This is a genomic window from Hydrogenophaga sp., from assembly GCF_026125785.1.
GTDB lineage: Bacteria > Pseudomonadota > Gammaproteobacteria > Burkholderiales > Burkholderiaceae_C > Hydrogenophaga.
In genome coordinates this window covers 167,557-186,661 of the sequence record NZ_JAHCKL010000004.1, presented here as the reverse complement: position 1 = coordinate 186,661, position 19,105 = coordinate 167,557, and the positions used below count along the sequence as shown (strand labels likewise).

21 protein-coding genes are annotated in these 19,105 nt (G+C 66.7%); 9 read left to right on the top strand and 12 right to left on the bottom strand.

Going from position 1 to position 19,105, the window contains the following annotated elements:
• Positions 1-22: 22 nt before the first annotated feature.
• Positions 23-1,015: a tripartite tricarboxylate transporter substrate-binding protein gene (locus KIT53_RS06560; protein WP_297749484.1), complete on the bottom strand. Its 993-nt coding sequence runs from the start codon at positions 1,013-1,015 to the stop codon at positions 23-25.
• A 47-nt stretch (positions 1,016-1,062) separates the two neighbouring features.
• A complete protein-coding gene (locus tag KIT53_RS06555) occupies positions 1,063-2,526 on the bottom strand; it encodes a benzaldehyde dehydrogenase (RefSeq protein WP_297749481.1) in 1,464 nt (487 codons plus the stop codon).
• A gap of 201 nt (positions 2,527-2,727) precedes the next feature.
• On the opposite strand from KIT53_RS06555, the gene KIT53_RS06550 reads away from it, so the two are divergent.
• On the top strand, positions 2,728-3,858 hold the full coding sequence (locus KIT53_RS06550; protein WP_297749478.1) for an acyl-CoA dehydrogenase family protein: 1,131 nt from the start codon (positions 2,728-2,730) through the stop codon (positions 3,856-3,858).
• A gap of 15 nt (positions 3,859-3,873) precedes the next feature.
• Here KIT53_RS06550 and KIT53_RS06545 read toward each other — a convergent pair whose 3' ends face one another.
• Both KIT53_RS06545 and KIT53_RS06540 read right to left on the bottom strand, forming a co-directional pair.
• A complete protein-coding gene (locus tag KIT53_RS06545) occupies positions 3,874-4,560 on the bottom strand; it encodes a TetR/AcrR family transcriptional regulator (RefSeq protein ID WP_297749474.1) in 687 nt (228 codons plus the stop codon).
• A 5-nt stretch (positions 4,561-4,565) separates the two neighbouring features.
• Positions 4,566-5,792 carry a CoA transferase gene (locus KIT53_RS06540; protein WP_297749471.1) on the bottom strand — a complete coding sequence of 409 codons (1,227 nt, stop codon included), beginning with the start codon at positions 5,790-5,792 and terminating at the stop codon, positions 4,566-4,568.
• Between the two features lie 152 nt (positions 5,793-5,944).
• Between KIT53_RS06540 and KIT53_RS06535 the strand changes: the two genes are divergently transcribed.
• The 3 genes from KIT53_RS06535 (at position 5,945) to KIT53_RS06525 (ending at position 8,603) form a co-directional block, all read left to right on the top strand.
• Complete coding sequence (locus KIT53_RS06535; RefSeq protein ID WP_297749655.1) at positions 5,945-7,042, top strand: PQQ-dependent sugar dehydrogenase; 1,098 nt, start codon at positions 5,945-5,947, stop codon at positions 7,040-7,042.
• A gap of 77 nt (positions 7,043-7,119) precedes the next feature.
• Positions 7,120-8,202, top strand: a complete 1,083-nt coding sequence (gene selD / locus KIT53_RS06530) for a selenide, water dikinase SelD (RefSeq protein WP_297749468.1) — start codon at positions 7,120-7,122, stop codon at positions 8,200-8,202.
• Between the two features lie 11 nt (positions 8,203-8,213).
• On the top strand, positions 8,214-8,603 hold the full coding sequence (locus tag KIT53_RS06525; protein ID WP_297749465.1) for a RidA family protein: 390 nt from the start codon (positions 8,214-8,216) through the stop codon (positions 8,601-8,603).
• 6 nt (positions 8,604-8,609) lie between these two features.
• On the opposite strand, the gene KIT53_RS06520 is transcribed toward KIT53_RS06525, so the two are convergent.
• The 7 genes from KIT53_RS06520 to KIT53_RS06490 all read right to left on the bottom strand — a co-directional run bounded on the left by KIT53_RS06520 (position 8,610) and on the right by KIT53_RS06490 (position 13,641).
• Positions 8,610-9,419 (bottom strand): DUF4399 domain-containing protein, encoded by an 810-nt coding sequence (locus KIT53_RS06520; protein ID WP_297749463.1) that lies wholly within the window; start codon positions 9,417-9,419, stop codon positions 8,610-8,612.
• A gap of 42 nt (positions 9,420-9,461) precedes the next feature.
• Positions 9,462-10,079 (bottom strand): hypothetical protein, encoded by a 618-nt coding sequence (locus KIT53_RS06515; RefSeq protein WP_297749460.1) that lies wholly within the window; start codon positions 10,077-10,079, stop codon positions 9,462-9,464.
• A 139-nt stretch (positions 10,080-10,218) separates the two neighbouring features.
• Positions 10,219-11,058 (bottom strand): undecaprenyl-diphosphate phosphatase, encoded by an 840-nt coding sequence (locus tag KIT53_RS06510; RefSeq protein ID WP_297749458.1) that lies wholly within the window; start codon positions 11,056-11,058, stop codon positions 10,219-10,221.
• Between the two features lie 60 nt (positions 11,059-11,118).
• Complete coding sequence (locus KIT53_RS06505; protein ID WP_297749455.1) at positions 11,119-11,598, bottom strand: DoxX family protein; 480 nt, start codon at positions 11,596-11,598, stop codon at positions 11,119-11,121.
• Positions 11,595-12,413, bottom strand: a complete 819-nt coding sequence (locus KIT53_RS06500) for a DNA-binding domain-containing protein (RefSeq protein WP_297749452.1) — start codon at positions 12,411-12,413, stop codon at positions 11,595-11,597. The genes KIT53_RS06505 and KIT53_RS06500 overlap by 4 nt, the downstream gene beginning before the upstream one ends.
• Positions 12,410-13,336, bottom strand: a complete 927-nt coding sequence (locus KIT53_RS06495; protein WP_297749449.1) for a DUF692 domain-containing protein — start codon at positions 13,334-13,336, stop codon at positions 12,410-12,412. The genes KIT53_RS06500 and KIT53_RS06495 overlap by 4 nt, the downstream gene beginning before the upstream one ends.
• 23 nt (positions 13,337-13,359) lie before the next feature.
• Positions 13,360-13,641 carry a DUF2282 domain-containing protein gene (locus KIT53_RS06490; protein WP_297749446.1) on the bottom strand — a complete coding sequence of 94 codons (282 nt, stop codon included), beginning with the start codon at positions 13,639-13,641 and terminating at the stop codon, positions 13,360-13,362.
• 187 nt (positions 13,642-13,828) lie between these two features.
• On the opposite strand from KIT53_RS06490, the gene KIT53_RS06485 reads away from it, so the two are divergent.
• A complete protein-coding gene (locus KIT53_RS06485) occupies positions 13,829-14,407 on the top strand; it encodes a sigma-70 family RNA polymerase sigma factor (protein ID WP_297749443.1) in 579 nt (192 codons plus the stop codon).
• Positions 14,404-14,613 carry a zf-HC2 domain-containing protein gene (locus tag KIT53_RS06480; protein ID WP_297749442.1) on the top strand — a complete coding sequence of 70 codons (210 nt, stop codon included), beginning with the start codon at positions 14,404-14,406 and terminating at the stop codon, positions 14,611-14,613. Before KIT53_RS06485 ends, KIT53_RS06480 begins: the two co-directional genes overlap by 4 nt.
• 7 nt (positions 14,614-14,620) lie before the next feature.
• Here the strand turns inward: KIT53_RS06480 and ftsY are convergent, their stop codons facing one another.
• Positions 14,621-15,628 carry a signal recognition particle-docking protein FtsY gene (ftsY, locus tag KIT53_RS06475; RefSeq protein WP_297749439.1) on the bottom strand — a complete coding sequence of 336 codons (1,008 nt, stop codon included), beginning with the start codon at positions 15,626-15,628 and terminating at the stop codon, positions 14,621-14,623.
• 176 nt (positions 15,629-15,804) lie between these two features.
• On the opposite strand from ftsY, the gene KIT53_RS06470 reads away from it, so the two are divergent.
• From KIT53_RS06470 to rsmD, 3 genes are all read left to right on the top strand, one after another.
• Positions 15,805-17,112, top strand: coding sequence for a pitrilysin family protein (locus KIT53_RS06470; RefSeq protein WP_297749436.1), 1,308 nt, complete (start codon positions 15,805-15,807; stop codon positions 17,110-17,112).
• An 86-nt stretch (positions 17,113-17,198) separates the two neighbouring features.
• Complete coding sequence (locus KIT53_RS06465) at positions 17,199-18,491, top strand: pitrilysin family protein (RefSeq protein ID WP_297749652.1); 1,293 nt, start codon at positions 17,199-17,201, stop codon at positions 18,489-18,491.
• A complete protein-coding gene (gene rsmD / locus KIT53_RS06460; protein ID WP_297749433.1) occupies positions 18,488-19,084 on the top strand; it encodes a 16S rRNA (guanine(966)-N(2))-methyltransferase RsmD in 597 nt (198 codons plus the stop codon). Before KIT53_RS06465 ends, rsmD begins: the two co-directional genes overlap by 4 nt.
• The last annotated feature ends 21 nt before the right edge of the window (positions 19,085-19,105 follow it).

Sequence of the window (19,105 nt, the reverse complement as noted above, 5' to 3'; positions counted from 1 at the left end):
GTGGAGCAGACGTGAAGGGGTGTTACTGGGCCTGGAAGTTGGATTTGCGGACCTGCTCGCCCCAGAACTCGGTGTTCTTCTCGACGATGCTGCGCAGCTCGTCGGGCCCGGCGTAGGCCGGTTCCATGAGCGTGCTGGCGAACTTCTCCACTACCTTGGGGGAATCGAACATGCGGCGGGTCGCCCCGGAGATCTGGCGCACCAGTTCGGGCTTCATGCTCGCCGCCGCGTAGACACCCAGGAAGCTGTCCGCGGGCATCTTGAAACCGAGCTCGCCGAAGGTTGGTACGTCGGCCATGGGCTTGTAGCGCTTCTCGGAGGCCACCGCGAGGATGCGCACTTTGCCGCCCTGGCGGTATTGCACGAGCGCGTCGCAGGGCACGATGGCCGAGGCGATCTGGCCGCCCACCAGATCGACGATGGCCGGCGCGGCACCCCGGTAGGGCACCGCGCGCAGATCGACGCCGTACTTCTGCTGCAGCACGTAGGTGAGGAAGTGGGGCTGTGAGCCTGGCGCGGGAATGGCTACGTTGCCCTGGTCCGGCGTCTTGCGCGCCGCCTCGACGAAGCCGGCGAGGTCCTTGACCGTCGACGACGCGGGTACCGCCAGGCAGGTGTAGAAGTTGACCAGGCGCGCCACCGGCTGCATGTCCTTCTTCACGTCGAAACCCGGGCTTTTCATGATCAACGGCAGCATGACGACCTGGTGGTCCACCGTGAACATGAGTGTGTTGCTTTCCGGCGTGGCCTGCCGCAGGGCCTGCGCGGCCAGTTGACCGCCGGCGCCCGGCCGGTTCTCCACCACGGTGCTCACGCCCAGCGATTCCGATAGGGCCTCGGCGTACATGCGGGCGAGGTTGTCGGTGCCCACGCCCGGCGGAAAGCCGACGAGGACGCGGACCAGGGGCTTGTCCTGGGCCTGCGCGGCGGGCAGGCCCAGGCCCGCAACGGTCGCGGCGGTGCCCAGCAAAGTCTTCTGCAGCAGGCGGGCGAGGAAGGAAGTCTTGCGCATCATGGTTGTCTCCAAGGGGTTGAAGCGTCTGGGCGCCGGTATCGGCGTGTTCAGAGCGGATAGGCCGGTGCCGTGTTGCGCACCGTCGTCCATTGCCACTGGGTGAATTCGTCCCAGTTGGCTGGCCCGCCGTGGCGCGAACCGTTGCCGGAGGCGCCGCGCCCGCCCATGGGCATGGTGCCGTCGTCGTTGACCGTCTGGTCGTTGACGTGCACGAGACCCACGTGCAGGCGTTCGGCGAGGGCCATGCCCCGGCCGACGTTGGCGGTGTGTATGCCTGCCGAGAGGCCGTACTCGGTGTCGTTGGCGAGCGCCACGGCCTCGTCGTCGGTTGCAAAGCCGGTGATGGCGATGACCGGGCCGAAAATTTCTTCCTGGAACACGGGCATCTTCGGTGTTACCTGTGCCAGCACGGTGGCCGGGTAGAACAGGCCATTGGGCTTGCCTCCAGCCAGCAGCACGGCTCCCAGACGCACGGATTCGTCCACCAGCCGCTGCACGCGTTCAACCTGCTTGGCGGTGATGAGCGGCCCCAGGGCCACGGGGTCCGTATGGGGATTGCCCACGGGCAGGGCACGTGCCTTCTCGGCCATGCGCTGGCCGTACGATTCCAGCAGGCTCTGGTGCACGAGGTGGCGGCCTGCGCTCATGCAGATCTGGCCCTGGTGCAGATAGGACGCCCAGGTCGCACCGCACACCGCCAGATCCAGGTCGGCGTCGTCCAGCACGATCAGGGCGTTCTTGCCGCCCAGCTCCAGCGCCACTTTCTTGAGGTGCCGTCCCGCCAGCTCGCCCACACGGCGGCCCACGGCGGTCGATCCGGTGAAGGAGATCATGGCCACATCGGGGTCGGTCACCAGGGCCTCGCCCGCTTCCGCTTCACCCGGCAGCATGTGCAGCACCCCCTCCGGCAGGCCCGCGGCCTGCAGCAGCAAAGCCAGCAGCACGCCGCCGCTGACGGGTGTACGCGGGTCGGGCTTGAGCACCACCGCATTGCCACAGGCCAGGGCCGGCAGTGCGGCGCGGCTGGTCAGCAGGAAAGGAAAGTTGAAGGGGGAAATGACGCCGACCACGCCATGCGGCACGCGGCGAGCCAGGCTGGTGACGCCGTCCGCGCTGGGCAGTACCAGGCCTCTGGGCTGGGTCAGCATGGCAGCCGCCTCATGCAGGTGGTGCAGCACCGAATCGATCTCGAACATCGCCTTGGGCGTGATGCCGCCGGTCTCGCGGACGATCCAACTGGCGAACTCGCTGCGATTGGTCTCCAGCAGTGCGGCGGCTTGGCGAAATATGGCGGCACGTGCCTGGTAGGGCAGGGCGCTCCAGCCCTTCTGGGCCAGGCGGGCCGACTGGCAGGCGTTGCGGATGTCGTGCGCATTGGCCTTGGCCACGCGCGAGAGCACCCGCCCCGTCGCGGGTTCCACCACGTCGATGCTGCCGCCGCGCAGGTTCTTCCAACCCTGCCCAAAGGCTTTTCCAATCCACTCATTGTTTGACAAGAGGCTGTTGCTCATGTTGCTCCTGGTTGTGTGCTGGCATGTTTTGAAACTGGCAATCCTGCCGAGTGGGCGCACTGTATTCCCAGCCTTCCATTTTGTCAACCAACTAGTTGGTTGACAAAATGGAAGGCGATCCACAGAATGCGGGCTTTTCCTGGCAACACCGATCACGATCAAGGCAAGACACCGATGAATTCAAGCTACCGCTCTCCCTGGATGACCGACGAACTTGACATGCTGCGCACCACGGCGCGCCGCTTCTTCGAGGACGAGGTCGCCCCCAGGGCGGAGAAATTCCGCCGCCAGCACCACATCGACCGCGATGTGTGGGAGAAAGCGGGCGATCTGGGCCTGCTGTGCATGAGCATTCCCGAGCAGTACGGAGGGCAGGGCGCCAGCTTTGCGCACGAGGTGGTCGTGATGGAGGAGCAGGCGCGCATCTGCGACACCACGTTCGGCTTCATCCCCGGCGCGTTGAACGGCCCCGCCTTCTTTCACGGCACCGCTTCGCATGAGCAGTTGCAGCGCTGGATGCCAGGCATCGCCTCGGGTCGTCAGGTGCTGTGCGTCTGCATCACCGAGCCGGACGCGGGCACCGACGTCAAGGCCATGCGCACCACGGCGCGCCGGGAGGGCGACGAGTACGTGCTCAACGGCAACAAGATCTTCATCACGCTGGGACAGCAGGCCGACCTGGCGCTGGTGGCCGCGCGCACCGGCGGCGCCGGCTCCGGTGCCAAGGGCATCTCCCTGTTCATGATCGAGACCGCGAAGACGCCCGGTTTCAAGGTCAACAAGGTGCTGGACAAGATTGGCCAGAACGCGTTGAACACGGCGGAGATCTTTCTTGAGGATGCGCGGGTCCCGGCCGAGAACCTCATCGGCGGCGTCGAGGGCAAGGGCTTCTTTCAGCTCATGGACGTCTTCACGCGCGAGCGCCTGTCCATCGGCATCGTCGGCATCGCCTGTGCCGAGCGCGCCATCGAGCTGACCGTCGAACACGCGAAGAACCGCAAGATGCTGGGGCAGACGCTGTGGGACTTCCAGAACACGCGTTTCACGCTGGTCGAATGCCTGACCGACGCGCGCGTGGGCAGGGTCTTCATCGATCAGATCGTCAAGGACATCGTCGACGGCAAACCCTTGCAGCCCAACGACGCCATGATGGCCAAGTGGTGGGGTTCGGAAAAGCAGTGCCAGATCATCGACCGTTGCCTGCAGCTCTTTGGCGGCTACGGCTATGTGTGTGAGTACCCGATCGCCCAGCTCTACATGGATGCGCGGGTGGCCCGCATCTACGGCGGCTCCAACGAAACCCTCAAGGACGTCATCGCCCGGGGTATGTGAGCGCGCCGGCGCGCGTCAGCGGCGCGTGCCGGCGATGCCGTTGACCAGCGTGTCCAGGAAGTTGTCGGCCACGTCCTGGATGCTGAACTTGCCCTGTTCGCTGTACCAGCGCGGTACCCAGTTCAGGGCGCCGAAGAGCATCGCCGACACCATGCCCGGATGGCAGGGGCGGAAGGTGCCATCGGCGATGCCCTCGGTGACCAGGTCGCGCACCGTGTGGTCCAGCCGGCGCTTGAACTGTTGGATCTCCGCGCCGGCGGACGTGTCCAGCGGTCGGGAGCCCACCAGCACCTGGCAGCGCCCGAAGTCGTTGTTCTGGGCGGCAGCGAGGCTGCGCACGAACTCGCGCAGACGGTCCTGCACGGGAATGCTGCGGTCGTGCATGCGGTCCATGATGCGGTCCAGGTCCCCAAAGGACTTGACCAGGCACTGGTAGAGGATGCTCTCCTTGTTGTTGACGTAGTGGTAGAGCGTGGCCTTGTGCATGCCGAGTTGGTCGGCAATCATGTCCAGCGAGGTGGCCTCGTAGCCGCGCGAAGCGAACTGCTGGGCCGCCGTGCGCAGGATGGCGGTGAGCTTGTCGTCGTGGCGGGCGGTGGCGGCCGGGCCGGGCTTGCGGCGCGAGGTGGTTGCCCTGGCCGACTTGGCGGCCACGCGCTGGTGTGGCGGGCGAGACGTGGTATTGGACGGCTTGTCGGTCATAGCCGTCATTGTGCCGAAATGGCACCGCCGCCGATCAGGGCCTCGATGCGCTCGGTGTCCAGGCCCGCTTCGCTCAGCACGTCCCGGGTGTGCTCGCCTAGTAGGGGCGCGCGGTGGCGCACGCCGCCGGGCGTGCGCGAGAGCTTCACCGGCACGCCGGGCACTGCCACCGGCGTGCTGCTGCCGGGGTGCTCGACCTGCGGCAGCATGCCGCGGATCGTGAAGTGGGGGTCGGCAAAGATCTCGGCGGCCTCGTAGATCGGGCTGAAGGGGATCCTGCCGCCGAAGAGCTCGCGCAGTTCGAGTTTGGTGCGGGTGCCGGTGAAGCTTTCGATGAGTGCGCGCAGCGCATCGTTGTTCTCCCAGCGCAGGGACTCGGTGGTGAAGCGCGGATCGGTCAGCAGGCCTGGCATGCCGATGAGCTCGCACAGCAGGCGGAACTGCGGATCGTGGGGTGCCGCGATCGCGATGATGCCGTCCTTGACCCGTATCGTGCCGAAGGGAGCCAGGCCAGGGATGCCGTTGCCGGCGGGCCTGGGCGAGACGCCGCGGTAGCTGAACTGGCTGACCACCATTTCGGACAGGGCCAGGATGCTGTCGGTCATGGCCACGTCCACGTACTGGCCCTCGCCGGTGTCGCGGGCGTGCCAGAGCGCGGCCATGGTGCCGAAGGCGGCGAACAGGCCGGACACCGTGTCTCCGGCACCGCCGCCCACCTTGACCGGGTGCTGCGCGTCCTCACCCGTGATGCCCATCCAGCCCCCCATGGCCTGGGCCACGATGTCGAAGGCCGGCCAGTCCATGTAGGGACTCGCGCCGCCGCTGCGGTCGCCGAACCCCCGCACCGACGTGTACACCAGCGCGGGCCGGATCGCGCGCAGCGATTCGTAGCCCAGGCCGAGCTTGTCGAGCACGCCGGCGCGGTAGTTCTCCACCAGCGCATCCGCCTGGCCCACCAGCGTCTTCAGCGTGGCCTGGCCGTCCGGGTGCTTGAGGTTGATCGCGATCGAGCGTTTGTTGCGGTTGCAGGCCTGGAACAGGCCGCCGTAGTGATGCTGCTGGTCGTCGTCGCGGAACGGGCCTACCCGGCGGAAGAAGTCGCCCTCGAGCGGCTCCACCTTGATGACGTCAGCCCCATGGTCCGCCAAGACCTGGGAACAGAATGGGCCCGCCAGCGCATGGGTCAGGTCCAGAATGCGTATGCCCTTGAGGGCGCCTCGTGTGAGCGGCATGGATGCTCCATTTTCAACCAATCAGTTGGTTGATTGTACTGCGAGCATGCTGGTACGCGTTTGGGGAACCGACACGCTCGCGTGCGCACCAATCGGACTGTTCCATCCGCTACATGCCTATGCACTACCGCTCCGCGCCTTTCCGCCTTCTGATGATCTCCACCCTGGGGCTTCTGGCCTGTGCCACGCAGGCGCTCGCCGGCACGGTGCGCACCGAGGTGGTGGTCAGCGGCTTGCAGAACCCATGGGCGGTGGCCTTCATCGGAGAGGGTCGCATGTTGGTGACCGAGCGACCCGGGCGGATGCGGGTGGTGGAGGCCGATGGCAAGGTCGGGGAGCCGCTCGCGGGTGTACCGGAGGTGGATGCGGTGGGGCAGGGTGGTTTGCTGGACCTGGTGACCGATCGTGACTTTGCCCGCAACCGCACCCTGTACTTCTGTTTCGCCGAGCCGGGCATGATGGGTATGCGCAACTCCACGGCGATGGCCAGCGCCAGGCTGTCGGCCGACGCGCGTTCGCTGGAGTCGGTCAAGGTGATATTCAGTCAGCAGCCCAAGGTGAGCAGCCGGTTGCACTTCGGCTGCCGCATCGCGCAAGCCGCTGACGGCAGCCTGTTCCTGGCGTTGGGTGACCGTTTCCAGCGCATGGCCGACGCCCAGACGCTGGATAACCACCATGGCAAGGTGGTGCGCGTGCGGCCCGATGGATCGGTGCCGTCCGACAACCCCTTTGTCGGACGTGAGGGCGCCCTGCCCGAGATATGGAGCCTGGGGCACCGCAACCTGCAGGGTGCGACGCTGGGGCCGGACGGCAGGCTGTGGACCATTGAGCACGGCCCGCAGGGGGGCGATGAACTCAACCGCACCGATGCGGGCAAGAACTACGGTTGGCCAGTCATCACCTATGGCGAGAACTACGGCGGCGGCAAGATCGGCGCCGGTATCACCGCTCAGGACGGCATGGAGCAGCCCCTGCTGCACTGGACGCCATCTATCGCTCCTTCGGGCATGGCCTTCGTTACAAGCGCGCGCTATGGCGCGGATTGGCAGGGCAGCCTGCTGGTCGGTTCGCTGAAGTTCCGCTACCTGGCCCGCCTGGTGCTCGAGGACGGCAAGGTGGTGCGGGAGGAGAAGCTGCTGCCCGACCTGGGCCAGCGTGTGCGGGACGTGCGAGAGGGGCCGGACGGTTATGTCTACCTGGTGACCGATGACCGCAACGGCCAGTTGTTGCGCCTGCGACCCGCGGACTGATGCCGGTGCCTTGGTGAGGCGGCACAATGGGTGCGCCGCCGCCGCTTCGGCGTCTTGTTGAACACGCCCTACAACCCATGAGCCCACCCTCCACCGATACCGCCGCCGTTGCCCGCGAACCCCGTCTGACCAGCCTGTCCCATGGTGGTGGCTGCGGTTGCAAGATCGCTCCGGGCGTGCTCAGCGACATCCTCAAGGGCACGGCGGCCATGCCGCTGCCGCCGGAGTTGCTGGTCGGCATCGAGACCGCGGACGACGCCGCCGTCTACCGGCTCAACGACCAGCAGGCGTTGATCGCCACCACCGACTTCTTCATGCCCATCGTCGACGACCCGTTCGACTTCGGGCGCATCGCGGCGACCAACGCCATCAGCGACGTCTACGCCATGGGCGGCACGCCCATCATGGCGCTCGCGCTGGTGGGCATGCCCATCCAGGTGCTGTCCACCGCCACCATAGGCCGCATTCTCGAAGGCGGCCAGAGTGTCTGCCGCGAAGCCGGCATACCGGTAGCGGGCGGCCACACCATCGACTCGGTCGAACCCATCTATGGCCTGGTCGCGCTGGGGCTGGCGCATCCGGAGCGGATCCGGCGCAACGCCGACGCCCGGGTGGGTGACCGGCTGATCCTGGGCAAGCCGCTGGGAGTGGGTGTGCTGTCCGCGGCCCTCAAGAAGGAGGCTCTGCCCGCTGAGGGCTATGCGCGCATGATCGCCCACACCACACGCCTGAACACGCCGGGCCCCGACCTCGCCGCGATGGCCGGCGTGCACGCGTTGACCGATGTCACCGGGTTCGGGCTGGCGGGGCATGCCCTGGAGATGGCACGCGGTGCAGGCACCACGGTGCGCTTGGACTTGGCGCGCGTGCCGCTCATCGACGGCGTCCGCGCGTTGGCCGCGGCGGGCATGGTGACTGGCGCATCCGGTCGCAACTGGGCGGCCTACGGGCACGAGGTCCGTCTGCATGAGCGCTTGCAGGCGGTGGACCGGGCGTTGCTAACCGACCCTCAGACCAGCGGCGGCCTGCTGGTGGCCTGCGATCCGCGGGCCGTGTCCGAGGTGCTGGCCACGTTCCAGCGGCACGGCTTCGAGGCTGCGGCGGAGATCGGGGAAGTGGTCGAGGCGCGGGCGGATGGCGTGCGCCTGCAGGTGGACTGAGGGGCTTGCACATGACCGAACGGCGGCTCATCAGTTCTGGCTCCCCGTTCGAGGAGCAGATAGGTTATTCCAGAGCGGTGGTCGCGGGGGACTGGGTCTTTGTCTCCGGCACCACCGGCTACGACTACCGCAGCATGACGATCTCTGACGACGTGGTCGAGCAGGCGGAACAGTGCCTGCGCAACATCCAGGCCGCTCTGGAGCAGGCGGGCGCCAGCCTGGACGACGTGGTCCGCGTGACCTATGTCTTGCCCGATGCCTCGTTGTTCGAGCCGTGCTGGCCGGTGCTGAGGCGCTACTTCGGCCGGGCGCGCCCGACGGCCATGATGATCTCCGCCGGTCTGCTGGACCCGCGCATGAAGATCGAGATCGAGGTCACCGCGCTGCGGCCTCAGCGTTGAGGCCGATCAGGGCTCGACGCGCACGCTGGCATTGACCGGGTCGGCCATGCGCTTGGAGGGGTCCATGTTGTCCACCATCTCCAGGCGCAGCGCGTAGCTGCCCGTGGGCGGCGACAGCCAGACCTCGGTCTGGCCCTCAGCGAAGTCCATCACCACGGGTGTGGCGTTGCCGGTGGCAGGGGTGACGGTCAGGCGGAAGTGCCCGGTGTCGGGAATTTTCTGCGCCTGGTGCGCGACATTCAGCGCCGAGGCGTGGAACTGGATGCGGAACGGCACCTTCACCTCCGACCCCTCCAGGCCCAGGCTCAGGCCCTTGACCGACAGGCTTTTGGGGTCGACGTCGTTCTTTTTCGTGACCGTGATGGTGGCGGGCTTGCTGTACACGAAGTGCGGCAGGTGCTTCTGATCGGCCAGCAGCATGCGCAGCGTATAGGTACCTGGCGCCAGCGTGAGCACCGTCTCCATCTGCCCCTTGCCGAAGTGGATGTACTGGTCGTTGAACGGCAGTGCTTCCTTGAAGTTCAACGGCAGATCGCGGTTCACCAACAGGTGGTGGTGGCCGCTGCGCGCGCGTCCCGGTTGTGTGATGGGGGCAAGCCCCCAGCCACCGGACAAGCCGAACTTGAGCAGGTAGGGGGTTTCGATGCGGTCACCGTCCTTGAGGTTGGTGAAGTAGGCCTCGGAGTTCAGTCGGGGCGGTGGTACCTGCCAGGGATGGAGCTTGGGGTTCGCTGCCGTTGTCTGCGCGAATGCCGGTGTGGCCAGCGCGGCGGCCATGATCAGAAGCGCGGCGAGTCGGCTGGGTGTGGCGTTCATGGCATAGGGGAGAGGGTGGACAGAGGCCGGCGCTGCGCTGTCTCAACGGTCTCGCAGCTCGGAAAAGTCGCTCAGAGAGGCTTTCAGGGAGTCTATCCAATCCGGTCTGGCCTTGGGGGTGTCTCGGGACGCCAGGGCCAGCAAGACGTTCACCACCGTGAACACCGCCACACCCGCGACCAGGGCCACCATCAGCACATGGCCGAGAGATACCGTGCCGTTCCAGTGGCGGGCCACGCCCAGGAAGGCACAGTAGAACCAGATGCTGTTGGAGATCGAGACCGTGGTCGCTATCGTGAGCCACTCCCGCCGGTTCCAGTCCGAGACAGGTCGTGAACGCCCCAGGATGGGAAACGCCAGCCGGTGCAGCAGAAGGGCGTTGAGGGTCAGCACCGCCACCAGCACCAGTTTGGCCTGCAGCTTGGGGTTGTTCAGCAACTCAGGGTTGCCTTGCAGTCCCATGGCGATGATGGCCCCCCCGCTGAGGTACAGCACCGTCAATGCCAGCGCCACGATGCGTGTCTCGAAGCGCTCTGGGGGCGGAATCACCACCCGGTAGCCCATGGCCCGGGCAATCAGCCGCAGATCCGTGATCACGATGGTGCCGATCGCTGCGCAGGTGGCGATCAGGTGGGTGAAGACGAGCAGCGTGTACACCATGTCAAGCGGGCCGGGAAACGAGAAGCGGCGTGCATCTTGGCATGAAAAACTGTAGCAAGCGTGATGCCAGCCCTCAGTTTGTCGCAGGGATGCGACAACCCCCCCCGAGGTATTTGCCTGGGGAGCGGCGGTCGATGGGTTACAGGGGGGAGAGCAGGCCGGCTCCCAGCAGACCCAGCACCAGCAGGCCCAGCGCAACGCGGTAATAGACGAAGGGCATGTAGCTGCGCGTGGAGACCAGGCGCAGGAACAGCACGATCACGCCGTAACCGACGCCAAAGGCGATCAACGTAGCCAGCGCCGTGGGACCAGGTGCCACCGGGCTGCCGTGCTGCCAGCTGCGGAAGAGCTGGTAGAAGCCCGAGCCCATCACGGCGGGTATGGCCAGCAGGAAGGAGTAGCGAGCAGCCGCTTCACGTGTGTAGCCCATGAGCAGGCCCGCAGTGATGGTGCCGCCCGAGCGGGAGACGCCGGGTATCAGCGCCATGGCCTGCGCCAGCCCGAACAGCAGGCCATGGCCCCAGGTGAGCCGGTCCAGCGTGCGCTCACGCCGGCTGAACCGGTCGGCCGCGGCCAGGACCAGCGCAAACAGAATCAGCATGGTCGCGGTGATGTACAGGTTGCGCAGCGAACCCTCGATCGCGTCCTTGAACAGCAGCCCCAGCACCACGATGGGCACGGAACCGATGATGATCAGCCAGCCCATCCGCGCATCGGGGTCCGAGCGCCGGGCAGGCTGGGTCAAGGAAGCCCACCACGCCAGAAAGATGCGCACGATATCGTGCCGGAAATACAGCAGCACGGCGGCCTCGGTGCCGATCTGGGTGATCGCGGTGAAGGCCGCGCCCGGGTCACCGCCCGAAGGCAACAGGGGCCCGATGATGCGCAGATGGGCGCTGGACGAGACAGGAAGAAATTCGGTGAGGCCCTGGATCAACCCCAGGAAGGCGGCTTCGAGCCAGGCGGTGGCTGGGCTCATGGCAAGTGTGGGTGTCTTTGCATGGTGCGCCGAGTATAGAGACGCGTCCCTGCGCCATTCTTAAGAAGCCGTCAGGCAGGACCCCGGTCGTCGGCTGAGCGCAAGCCGGTGGTCCAGCGACCACCGGTCCATGCCGTGGAAGACCAGCGCCCCCAGCAGCACGCCCCAGGTGACGTGCAACTGCAGTGCCGCCGGGGCGATCTCTGCCAGGCTCAGCACGGCGACTCCATTGACCACCGACAGGCCCAGTGCGGCGAAGCGGCCCGCCAGGCCCAACGTCAGCAACACGGGCAACGCCAGTTCGCCTGCAGTACCCGCGACCGCCGCCACCGCGGGGGGCAGCAGAGGCACGTGGTATTCCTCGGTGAAAAGCAGCAACGTGGTGTCCCAGTCCCGCAACTTGGTCAGGCCCGAGAGCACGAACACCTGTGCCACATAGAGGCGCGCGCCCAGCACGGCAGCAGGCCGCATGAGATCGAGCAGGCGGGCGATCGGGGTCCAGAGTGATTGAATGCGCTGCAGCAAGGGAGGGTGCGTCATGAAAATGCCTCGTTGTCGGGTAGGGCGGGTACGGCGCCCAGCACCAGGCCCCGCATGACGGCCTGTTGCAGCCATTCCACCAGGGCAAAGTCCTCGCCGCCGTCGACCGCCAGCGTCAAGGCATGGGACAGGGCTTTGCCTTCGGCGAGGGCCTGCAGAAACGCGCACTCCGCCGGCGTGCAGGCCGCCACCGTGGTACGCATGCCCGCGCGCCAGACGAGCGCGCACTGCGCCTCGCGTTGCTGGATTCGCTGCGCAACATCGTCCAGGGAGGGTGAGCCCGATGTGTGGGCCTGGATCAGGCTGACCACCGGCCATGGGCTGGAGACCAGGGCCGTGCCGGGTGCCAGGCGCAGGCCCCATGTGTCGGCGTCGTCCCGTGTGAGGTGTCCGAAGCTGTCGGCGTCCAGCGTCAGGTCTGCCGCACCGGCCGCTTTATGCATGGCCCATTCGACACGGGCCACATCGGCCAGATAGGGCAGCGTGACCAGTTGAGGGTGGTGTCGCAGCCCTTCGGGCAGCGCCGCGCCCCATAGGGCGAGATCGCCTTGTACGGGTGGATGCTCGCGCCAATGTTCGCGCGCCAGCGGCGCGAAGTTGCGTTCGCCCAGCAGGCTGGCCACCACCGGGTAGGCCGCGCGCAGGGCTCGCTCGGCCAGCACGCCGGCGTTCGCCCGGTAGGCCTGCAGGCCCCGCTCGCTCGGGGCTCGCAGCCACGGTGTGGATTCGCTCCGGGATGGGGGCGAGAACAGTGCGTGCAGCAGAAGAGACTGCTGCTGGGCCAGGCGTCCCTGAGATGTCAGGGGCGTGTTCACGTCGTTGTCTCCTGGCGCTGCGCGCGGGAAGCGGCGTCTGCGGCATGCCGGCGCGCGAGAGCGGCTTCTTCCAGCAGGACTTCATAGGGTGGAAGATCGGTATCCCATTCGATGAGCGTAGGGATCGGTCCCAGCCGCCTCAGGGCGTGGTGATAGAGCCGCCAGACGGGTGCGGCCACGCGGCTGCCGTGGTCGTCGATGACGATGTCCTCACAGTCGCGATGGCCGGCCAGATGTATCTCCGACACGCTGTCCCGGGGCAGTGCATCCAGCCAACGCATGCAAGCCGCCAGCGGATCCCCTCCCAGGCCTGCTCTCTGGTGGTTCAGCGCATTGACGAACAGGTTGTTTACGTCAAGCAGCACCGAGCAACCGCTGCGGCGCACCAGTTCAACGAGGAACTCGACCTCGTCCATCTCCTGATCGCGCCAGTGCACATAGGCGGAGAGGTTCTCCACCAGGATGGAGCGGCGCAGGCGGTCCTGCACGCGCTGCACATTGGCGCACAGCACGTCGAGGGCTTCGAAGGTGAAGGGAATGGGCAGCAGGTCGGCGGCGTGGACTGCGGTGGCGCCCACCCTGTCGGGCTGCAGAGGGCCACGCGCAAAACAGGCGTGGTCACTCACGCGCACGGGTTCGACGTCGGTCACTAGGCGGGCGAGCCGATCCAGGTGCCCGTCGTCAATGCCCAGGGCGGACCCCAGTGCAAGGCCCACGCCATGCAGGCTCACAGGCAACTGCTCGCGGCCTTGCCGCAACACGGCGCGTGCGGCGCCGCCTTCGGCAAAGAAGTTCTCGCTGTGGACTTCGATGAAGTCCAGTCCCGATGGGTTCTCCAGCAGATCTGCATAGTGCGGATGCCGCCAGCCTATGCCGACTGGGCTGACCGTCCCGTGGGCGAATGCGGGGGTATCGGCGGTCATGGCTGGTGCATCCGCGCGCGCGCTCAGGACTTCTTCATGCCCATCTTGGCTTCGTCCTGCGTCATGCCCTTCATCTGCTTGCAGGTGCCTGCAGGCACGTATTTCCAGTCGCCCTGGTCGTGGTCCATCTTGGCCTGGCCTGCACAGGAGTGGGTTCCGGCGAGGTTGGCGCAATCGTTCTGCCCGGCTTTGGCGATGCCATAACACTTCTCTTTGGCGGCGTTCTGCGCCAGGGCGGGTGAGGAAAGCAAGGCCATCGACATCAGGGAGGTGGCGGCGGCGGCGATCAGTTGACGTTGGTTCATGGAGAGCTCCGGTTGGGTTGGAAAGAAGAAGTGGACAGAGGGAAACATCAACCCGTGGCCATGACGGCGGAGCCACCAAGCCTCGCGGGTTGAACATTGGTCTGGCGCAGCCGCGTTTTCTTACGCTGAGCAAAAAAAGAAAAGGTCGCTGCGTGTGGCGAGCGCACCTTCATTACACTCAGCCCGCATGTCGACTTCCGAGGCCGGATCCTTTGAACAGCAAGTCGCCGACCTGCGCGGCTACCTGTTGAAGTTCGCTCGCCTGCAGTTGCGCAACGAGACCTGGGCCGAGGATGCGGTGTCCGAGGCCCTGCTGGCGGCGCTCGCGAAACCGCAGGGGTTCGCTCAGCGCTCCCAACTCAAGACCTGGATGGTCGGCATCCTCAAGCACAAGATCATCGATGCGCTGCGCCAGCACCGCCGCGAGGTGCAAGCGCCGGGGGATGGCGAGGATGAGCGTGCCGATCCGCTCGAAGACATGGCTTTCCACGCGGACGGGCACTACATCGAACCGCCCGCCGACTGGGGCAATCCCGAACAGGATCTGGGCCGCCGTCAGTTCTTCGCCGTGCTGGAGGCCTGTGCAGAAAAACTTCCTGCGGTCCAAGGGCGTCTGTTTCTCATGCGTGAGTGGCTGGAGTTGTCCAGCGAAGAAATATGTAAGGAACTGTCTCTCACGCCGACCAATCTCTACGTGCAACTGCACCGCGCGCGCCTGCGCCTGCGCGAGTGTCTGGAACTGCACTGGTTTGCCCGCACACCATGAAAGCCCGCTATCCGCTGCGCCGTACCTGCAAGGAAGTCAGCGCCCTGCTGATTGCCAGGGAGGACCGTGCCTTGCCCATTCTGGATCGCCTGGCTTTGCGGCTGCACCTGGCGGTATGCGCTGCGTGCCCCCGGTTCGAGCGCCAGCTTCAGCTCATGCGCAGCGCCATGGGGCAGTGGCGCCGCTACAGCGACGAAGAACTCTGAGACGGGCTCAGGCCAACAGGGCTTGCGCGAACTCGCGCGCGTCAAAGGTTTCCAGGTCCTCGAGTTTTTCACCCACCCCGATGAAGTAGACGGGCACCGGTTTTTCGCGCGCAATGGCGCACAGCACACCGCCCTTGGCCGTGCCGTCCAGCTTGGTGACGATCAACCCCGTAAGTTGCAAGGCATCGTCGAAGGCCTTGACCTGGTTCAGCGCGTTCTGTCCGGTGTTGCCGTCGATCACCAGCAGGACTTCGTGCGGGGCCGTGAGGTCGGCCTTCTGCACCACCCGCTTGATCTTGCGCAATTCCTCCATCAGATGGAGCTGTGTGGGCAGTCTGCCCGCCGTGTCCACCAGCACGACGTCGCGTCCGCGCGCCTTGCCGGCCGTGACGGCATCGAAGCTCACCGCGGCGGGGTCGCCACCTTGCTGGGTCACGATCTCCACCGTGTTGCGGTCGGCCCAGACCGCGAGCTGCTCGCGCGCGGCGGCGCGGAAGGTGTCTGCCGCGGCCAGCAGCACCGAGGCACCTTCGTCGGCCAGATGGCGTGTGAGTTTGCCGATGGACGTGGTCTTGCCGGCGCCGTTGACACCGGCCACCATGATCACAGTGGGTCGGTGCTCGCCAATCACCAACGGTTTCTGCAGCGGCTGGAGCAGATCGGCGATGGCATCGGCCAGCAAGCCTTTGACGGCGGCCGGCTCGGTGGCCTTGCTCTCTTTCACTCGGCGGCGCAGGTCGTCCAGCAGGTGCGTGGTCGCTTTCACGCCAGTGTCGGCCATGAGCAGTGCCGCTTCCAGTTCTTCGTACAGGGCTTCGTCGATCTGCGTGCCTGTGAACACCGTGGCAATGCCCGAGCCGGTTTTTCGCAGGCCGGCCTTGAGGCGGTCCAGCCAGCCCTGGCGCGTGGCCGGTGTCTCGTTCGCGGCGGGTGCCGGTGCCGCAGCAACCGCCGTTGGCGCGGGATCGGCAGGGGGGGGCGGGGAGGGAGTCTTTTTTCGGAAGAAAGAGAACATTTGGGAATCTCTAGAATCCATTGCATTCTATGAAACGCGACCCCAGCCCGCCCCTCACCCGTCTGGGGACCCTCCTTTTCCTTTTGCTTTCCTGGGCTCTTTTGTGGCCGGTGGCGGGCCTGGCGCAGGGCCGGGAGACTTCGGAGCGGGTCCAATCCTTCACGCTGGACAACGGCATGACCGTGATCGTGCGGCCCGACCACCGCGCACCCACGGCTGTGCACATGCTGTGGGTGCGCGTGGGGGCCATGGACGAGGTGGATGGCACGTCGGGCGTGGCGCACGCGCTGGAGCACATGATGTTCAAGGGCACGCCCGATGTGGCGCCCGGCGAGTTCTCTCGCCGTGTGGCGGCACTGGGCGGTCGCGAAAACGCGTTCACCAGCCGCGATGCCACGGCCTACCACCAGCAGGTGCCCGCCGAGCGCCTGGAGGACGTGATGAAACTGGAGGCCGATCGTTTTGCGCGAAACCAGTGGGCAGACGAGGAGTTCCGCCGCGAGATCGAAGTGGTCAAGGAAGAGCGCCGGCAGCGGACCGAGGAGTCCCCGCGTGCGCGCATGTACGAAGCGCTCAATGCCATGGTGTTCCAGGCCCACCCTTACCGCCGCCCCATCGTTGGTTGGATGAGCGATCTCGACGCGATGACGCCTGACGACGTGCGGGCCTTTCATCAGCGCTGGTACACGCCGGCCAATGCCGCCCTGGTGGTGGCGGGAGATGTGGATGTGGACAAGGTGCTGGCCCTCGCCCGCAAGTACTACGGCGTGATTCCCGCACGGGCCCTGCCGCCGCGCAAGCCGCGCGAGGAGCCCGCGCAGGCCGGGCCGCGCCGCATGGAGTACCGTGCCGTGGCCGAGCAGGCGATGGTGGCGCTGGTCTACAAGGTGCCGCGCTGGACCGGACTGGCCGATGAAGACCGCGACAACCAGGACGCCCTGGCGCTCACGGTACTCGCGGCCGTGCTGGACGGCTACAGTGGCGCGCGCCTGGACCGCGCGCTGGTTCAGGGTGAGGGCGGCGGACCGCGCGTGGCGGACAGTGCCAGCGCCTCCTATGGCCTGATGGGCCGTGGTCCGCAGGTTTTCACGCTCAGCGCCGTGCCGGCGCGTGGACTGAGTGCCGCTGCCGCCGAGGCGGCCCTCAAGGCCGAAGTGCAGCGGATCGCCCGCGACGGGATCAGCGAGGCCGAGCTGCGGCGCGTGAAGACGCAATGGACGGCTGGTGAGGTGTACAAGCTGGACTCCGTGGTGAACCAGGCGCGCGAACTGGGCAGCTACTGGGTCAATGGACTGGGGCTGGATGCCGCGGCTCGGCTCATGGCCCGTTTGCGCGCGGTCACGGCGGAGCAGGTACAGGCCGTGGCGCAGCGCCATTTCTCCGACGAACAGCTCACGACCGCGGTGCTGGTGCCCGATGCCTCCAGGCGCGACGCATCGCCGACGCGCCCTGCCGGCGCGAGGCCCGCACTCAGCCGGCATTGATGAATGCCTTGCCGATGAACCCCATGCCAACCCACCACCGTTTTGCCCAGCCCAGATGGTGCATCTGGAGCGTTGCTGCCCTCTCCATGTTCTTCTGCGCCCTGGCGCAGGCCGCCATTCCCATTGCGCACTGGACGCATGCCAGTGGTGCGCGCGTCTACCTTGTCGAAAGTCCGCAGATTCCCATGCTCGACGTGCAACTGGATTTCGACGGCGGCAGCCGGCGCGATCCACCCGCCCAGGCCGGCCTGGCCAGCGCCACCGCCGGCCTGCTGTCGGGAGCGGGTGTGAATGCACAGGGCAGGTTGCCCGCCCTGGACGAAAACCAGCTCAGCGAGGCCTGGATGGACCTGGGCGCGCAGTTGGGTGCGCAGGCCGGCAGTGACCGGTTCAGCGTGTCGTTGCGCAGCCTCACCGAGCCCGACCTGCTGGAGCGTGCCGTGGCGCTGGCAGCCCGCCAGTTGGCATCGCCGGCCTGGCCGGACAAGGTCTGGCAGCGCGACCGTGAGCGCATGCTGGCCGCGCTGCGGGAGGCTGAAACCCGACCCGGCACCCATGCTGCGCGGGCTTTCAGCCGAGCCGTGTATGGCAGCCATCCATATGGCTACCAAGTCGAGGCAGACACGCTGCGCGCCATCGAAGTGACGGACATGCAGGCTTTCTACCGCCGGCACGTCAACGCTTGCCGAGCGCAAGTCACGCTGGTGGGGGCAATCAACAGGGCCCGCGCGGACCGCATCGTGGGCCAGCTCATGGCGGCCGTGCAGGCCCATGGCTGCCCGCCTCTGCAGGAAGTGCAGGCAGTTGCTCCACTGACACGCGCGGTGGACGAGCGCATTCCTTTCGACGCCGCGCAGGCCCAGGTGCTCATCGGTCAGCCTGGCATCGCGCGCGACGACCCGGACTTCTTTCCCCTGTTCGTGGGCAACTACATCCTGGGCGGCGGCGGTTTCGTCTCGCGCCTGACCACCGAGGTGCGTGAGAAGCGCGGCCTGAGCTACAGCGTGTACAGCTACTTTTCTCCGGGTCGCCATGCCGGCGCATTCCAGATAGGCCTGACCACGCGGCCTGACCAGGCTGCACTCGCCGTGGATGTGGCCCGTGAGGTGCTGCGCCGCTTCGTCGCCGACGGCCCTACCGAGGCCGAGTTGCAGTCGGCCAAGGACTTCCTCATCAACGGGTTCGCCTTGCGCATAGACAGCAACCGCAAGCTGCTGGACAACGTCGCCAACATCGCCTGGAACGGCTTGCCATTGAACTACCTCGACACCTGGACCGACCGTGTGCGGCAGGTCGGCGTGGCCGATATCCAGCGCGCATTTGCACGCGTGCTCCAGCCGGATCGCCAGGTCACCGTGGTGGTGGGGGCCAAATCTTGAAGGGCCGTGCTTCGCCGCCTCCCCATGAAGTTCGCATCCTGGGCGGTCAGTGGAAGCGCACGCGCTTACCGGTGGCCGACCGGCCGGGTCTGCGTCCCACGCCGTCGCGTGTGCGCGAAACACTCTTCAACTGGCTCGGCCATGACCTCGCTGGCTGGCGCTGTGTCGATGCCTTCGCTGGAACGGGTGCGCTCGGGCTAGAGGCCGCCTCGCGTGGCGCGACCGAGGTGCTTCTCGTCGAGCGTGACCCCGGTCTGGTCGCGGCGCTGAACCAGATCGTGGGGCGCCTCAAGGCCGCCGCCGTTCGCGTGGAGCGCGGCGATGGTCTGGCCGTGCTGCGCCAGCGCGCAGGGCAGCAGCTGGATGCGGTGTTTCTGGACCCGCCTTTCGCCGACGGCCAGAACGATGCCCTGGTGACCGATGCCTTGCGTGCGGCCCGACAGGCTGTGCATGAGCAACACGGGCTTGTCTACCTGGAGGCGCCACGTCCCTGGCTGGAGGACGAACTGGCCCGGCTCGGCCTGCAGGTGCATAGAAAGGGCCAGGCCGGAGCGGTGGCCTTTCACCTGTTGCGGCCATTGCCTGCGCAGTAGAGGCCCGGTTTGGGGCCTCGC

Coding starts and splice junctions, on each gene's coding strand:
- KIT53_RS06560 (WP_297749484.1), bottom strand. CDS start 1,015: ATGATGCGCAAGACTTCCTTCCTCGCCCGCCTGCTGCAGAAGACTTTG.
- KIT53_RS06555 (WP_297749481.1), bottom strand. CDS start 2,526: ATGAGCAACAGCCTCTTGTCAAACAATGAGTGGATTGGAAAAGCCTTT.
- KIT53_RS06550 (WP_297749478.1), top strand. CDS start 2,728: ATGACCGACGAACTTGACATGCTGCGCACCACGGCGCGCCGCTTCTTC.
- KIT53_RS06545 (WP_297749474.1), bottom strand. CDS start 4,560: ATGACCGACAAGCCGTCCAATACCACGTCTCGCCCGCCACACCAGCGC.
- KIT53_RS06540 (WP_297749471.1), bottom strand. CDS start 5,792: ATGCCGCTCACACGAGGCGCCCTCAAGGGCATACGCATTCTGGACCTG.
- KIT53_RS06535 (WP_297749655.1), top strand. CDS start 5,945: ATGATCTCCACCCTGGGGCTTCTGGCCTGTGCCACGCAGGCGCTCGCC.
- selD (WP_297749468.1), top strand. CDS start 7,120: ATGAGCCCACCCTCCACCGATACCGCCGCCGTTGCCCGCGAACCCCGT.
- KIT53_RS06525 (WP_297749465.1), top strand. CDS start 8,214: ATGACCGAACGGCGGCTCATCAGTTCTGGCTCCCCGTTCGAGGAGCAG.
- KIT53_RS06520 (WP_297749463.1), bottom strand. CDS start 9,419: ATGAACGCCACACCCAGCCGACTCGCCGCGCTTCTGATCATGGCCGCC.
- KIT53_RS06515 (WP_297749460.1), bottom strand. CDS start 10,079: ATGGTGTACACGCTGCTCGTCTTCACCCACCTGATCGCCACCTGCGCA.
- KIT53_RS06510 (WP_297749458.1), bottom strand. CDS start 11,058: ATGAGCCCAGCCACCGCCTGGCTCGAAGCCGCCTTCCTGGGGTTGATC.
- KIT53_RS06505 (WP_297749455.1), bottom strand. CDS start 11,598: ATGACGCACCCTCCCTTGCTGCAGCGCATTCAATCACTCTGGACCCCG.
- KIT53_RS06495 (WP_297749449.1), bottom strand. CDS start 13,336: ATGACCGCCGATACCCCCGCATTCGCCCACGGGACGGTCAGCCCAGTC.
- KIT53_RS06490 (WP_297749446.1), bottom strand. CDS start 13,641: ATGAACCAACGTCAACTGATCGCCGCCGCCGCCACCTCCCTGATGTCG.
- KIT53_RS06485 (WP_297749443.1), top strand. CDS start 13,829: ATGTCGACTTCCGAGGCCGGATCCTTTGAACAGCAAGTCGCCGACCTG.
- KIT53_RS06480 (WP_297749442.1), top strand. CDS start 14,404: ATGAAAGCCCGCTATCCGCTGCGCCGTACCTGCAAGGAAGTCAGCGCC.
- ftsY (WP_297749439.1), bottom strand. CDS start 15,628: ATGTTCTCTTTCTTCCGAAAAAAGACTCCCTCCCCGCCCCCCCCTGCC.
- KIT53_RS06470 (WP_297749436.1), top strand. CDS start 15,805: ATGACCGTGATCGTGCGGCCCGACCACCGCGCACCCACGGCTGTGCAC.
- KIT53_RS06465 (WP_297749652.1), top strand. CDS start 17,199: ATGTTCTTCTGCGCCCTGGCGCAGGCCGCCATTCCCATTGCGCACTGG.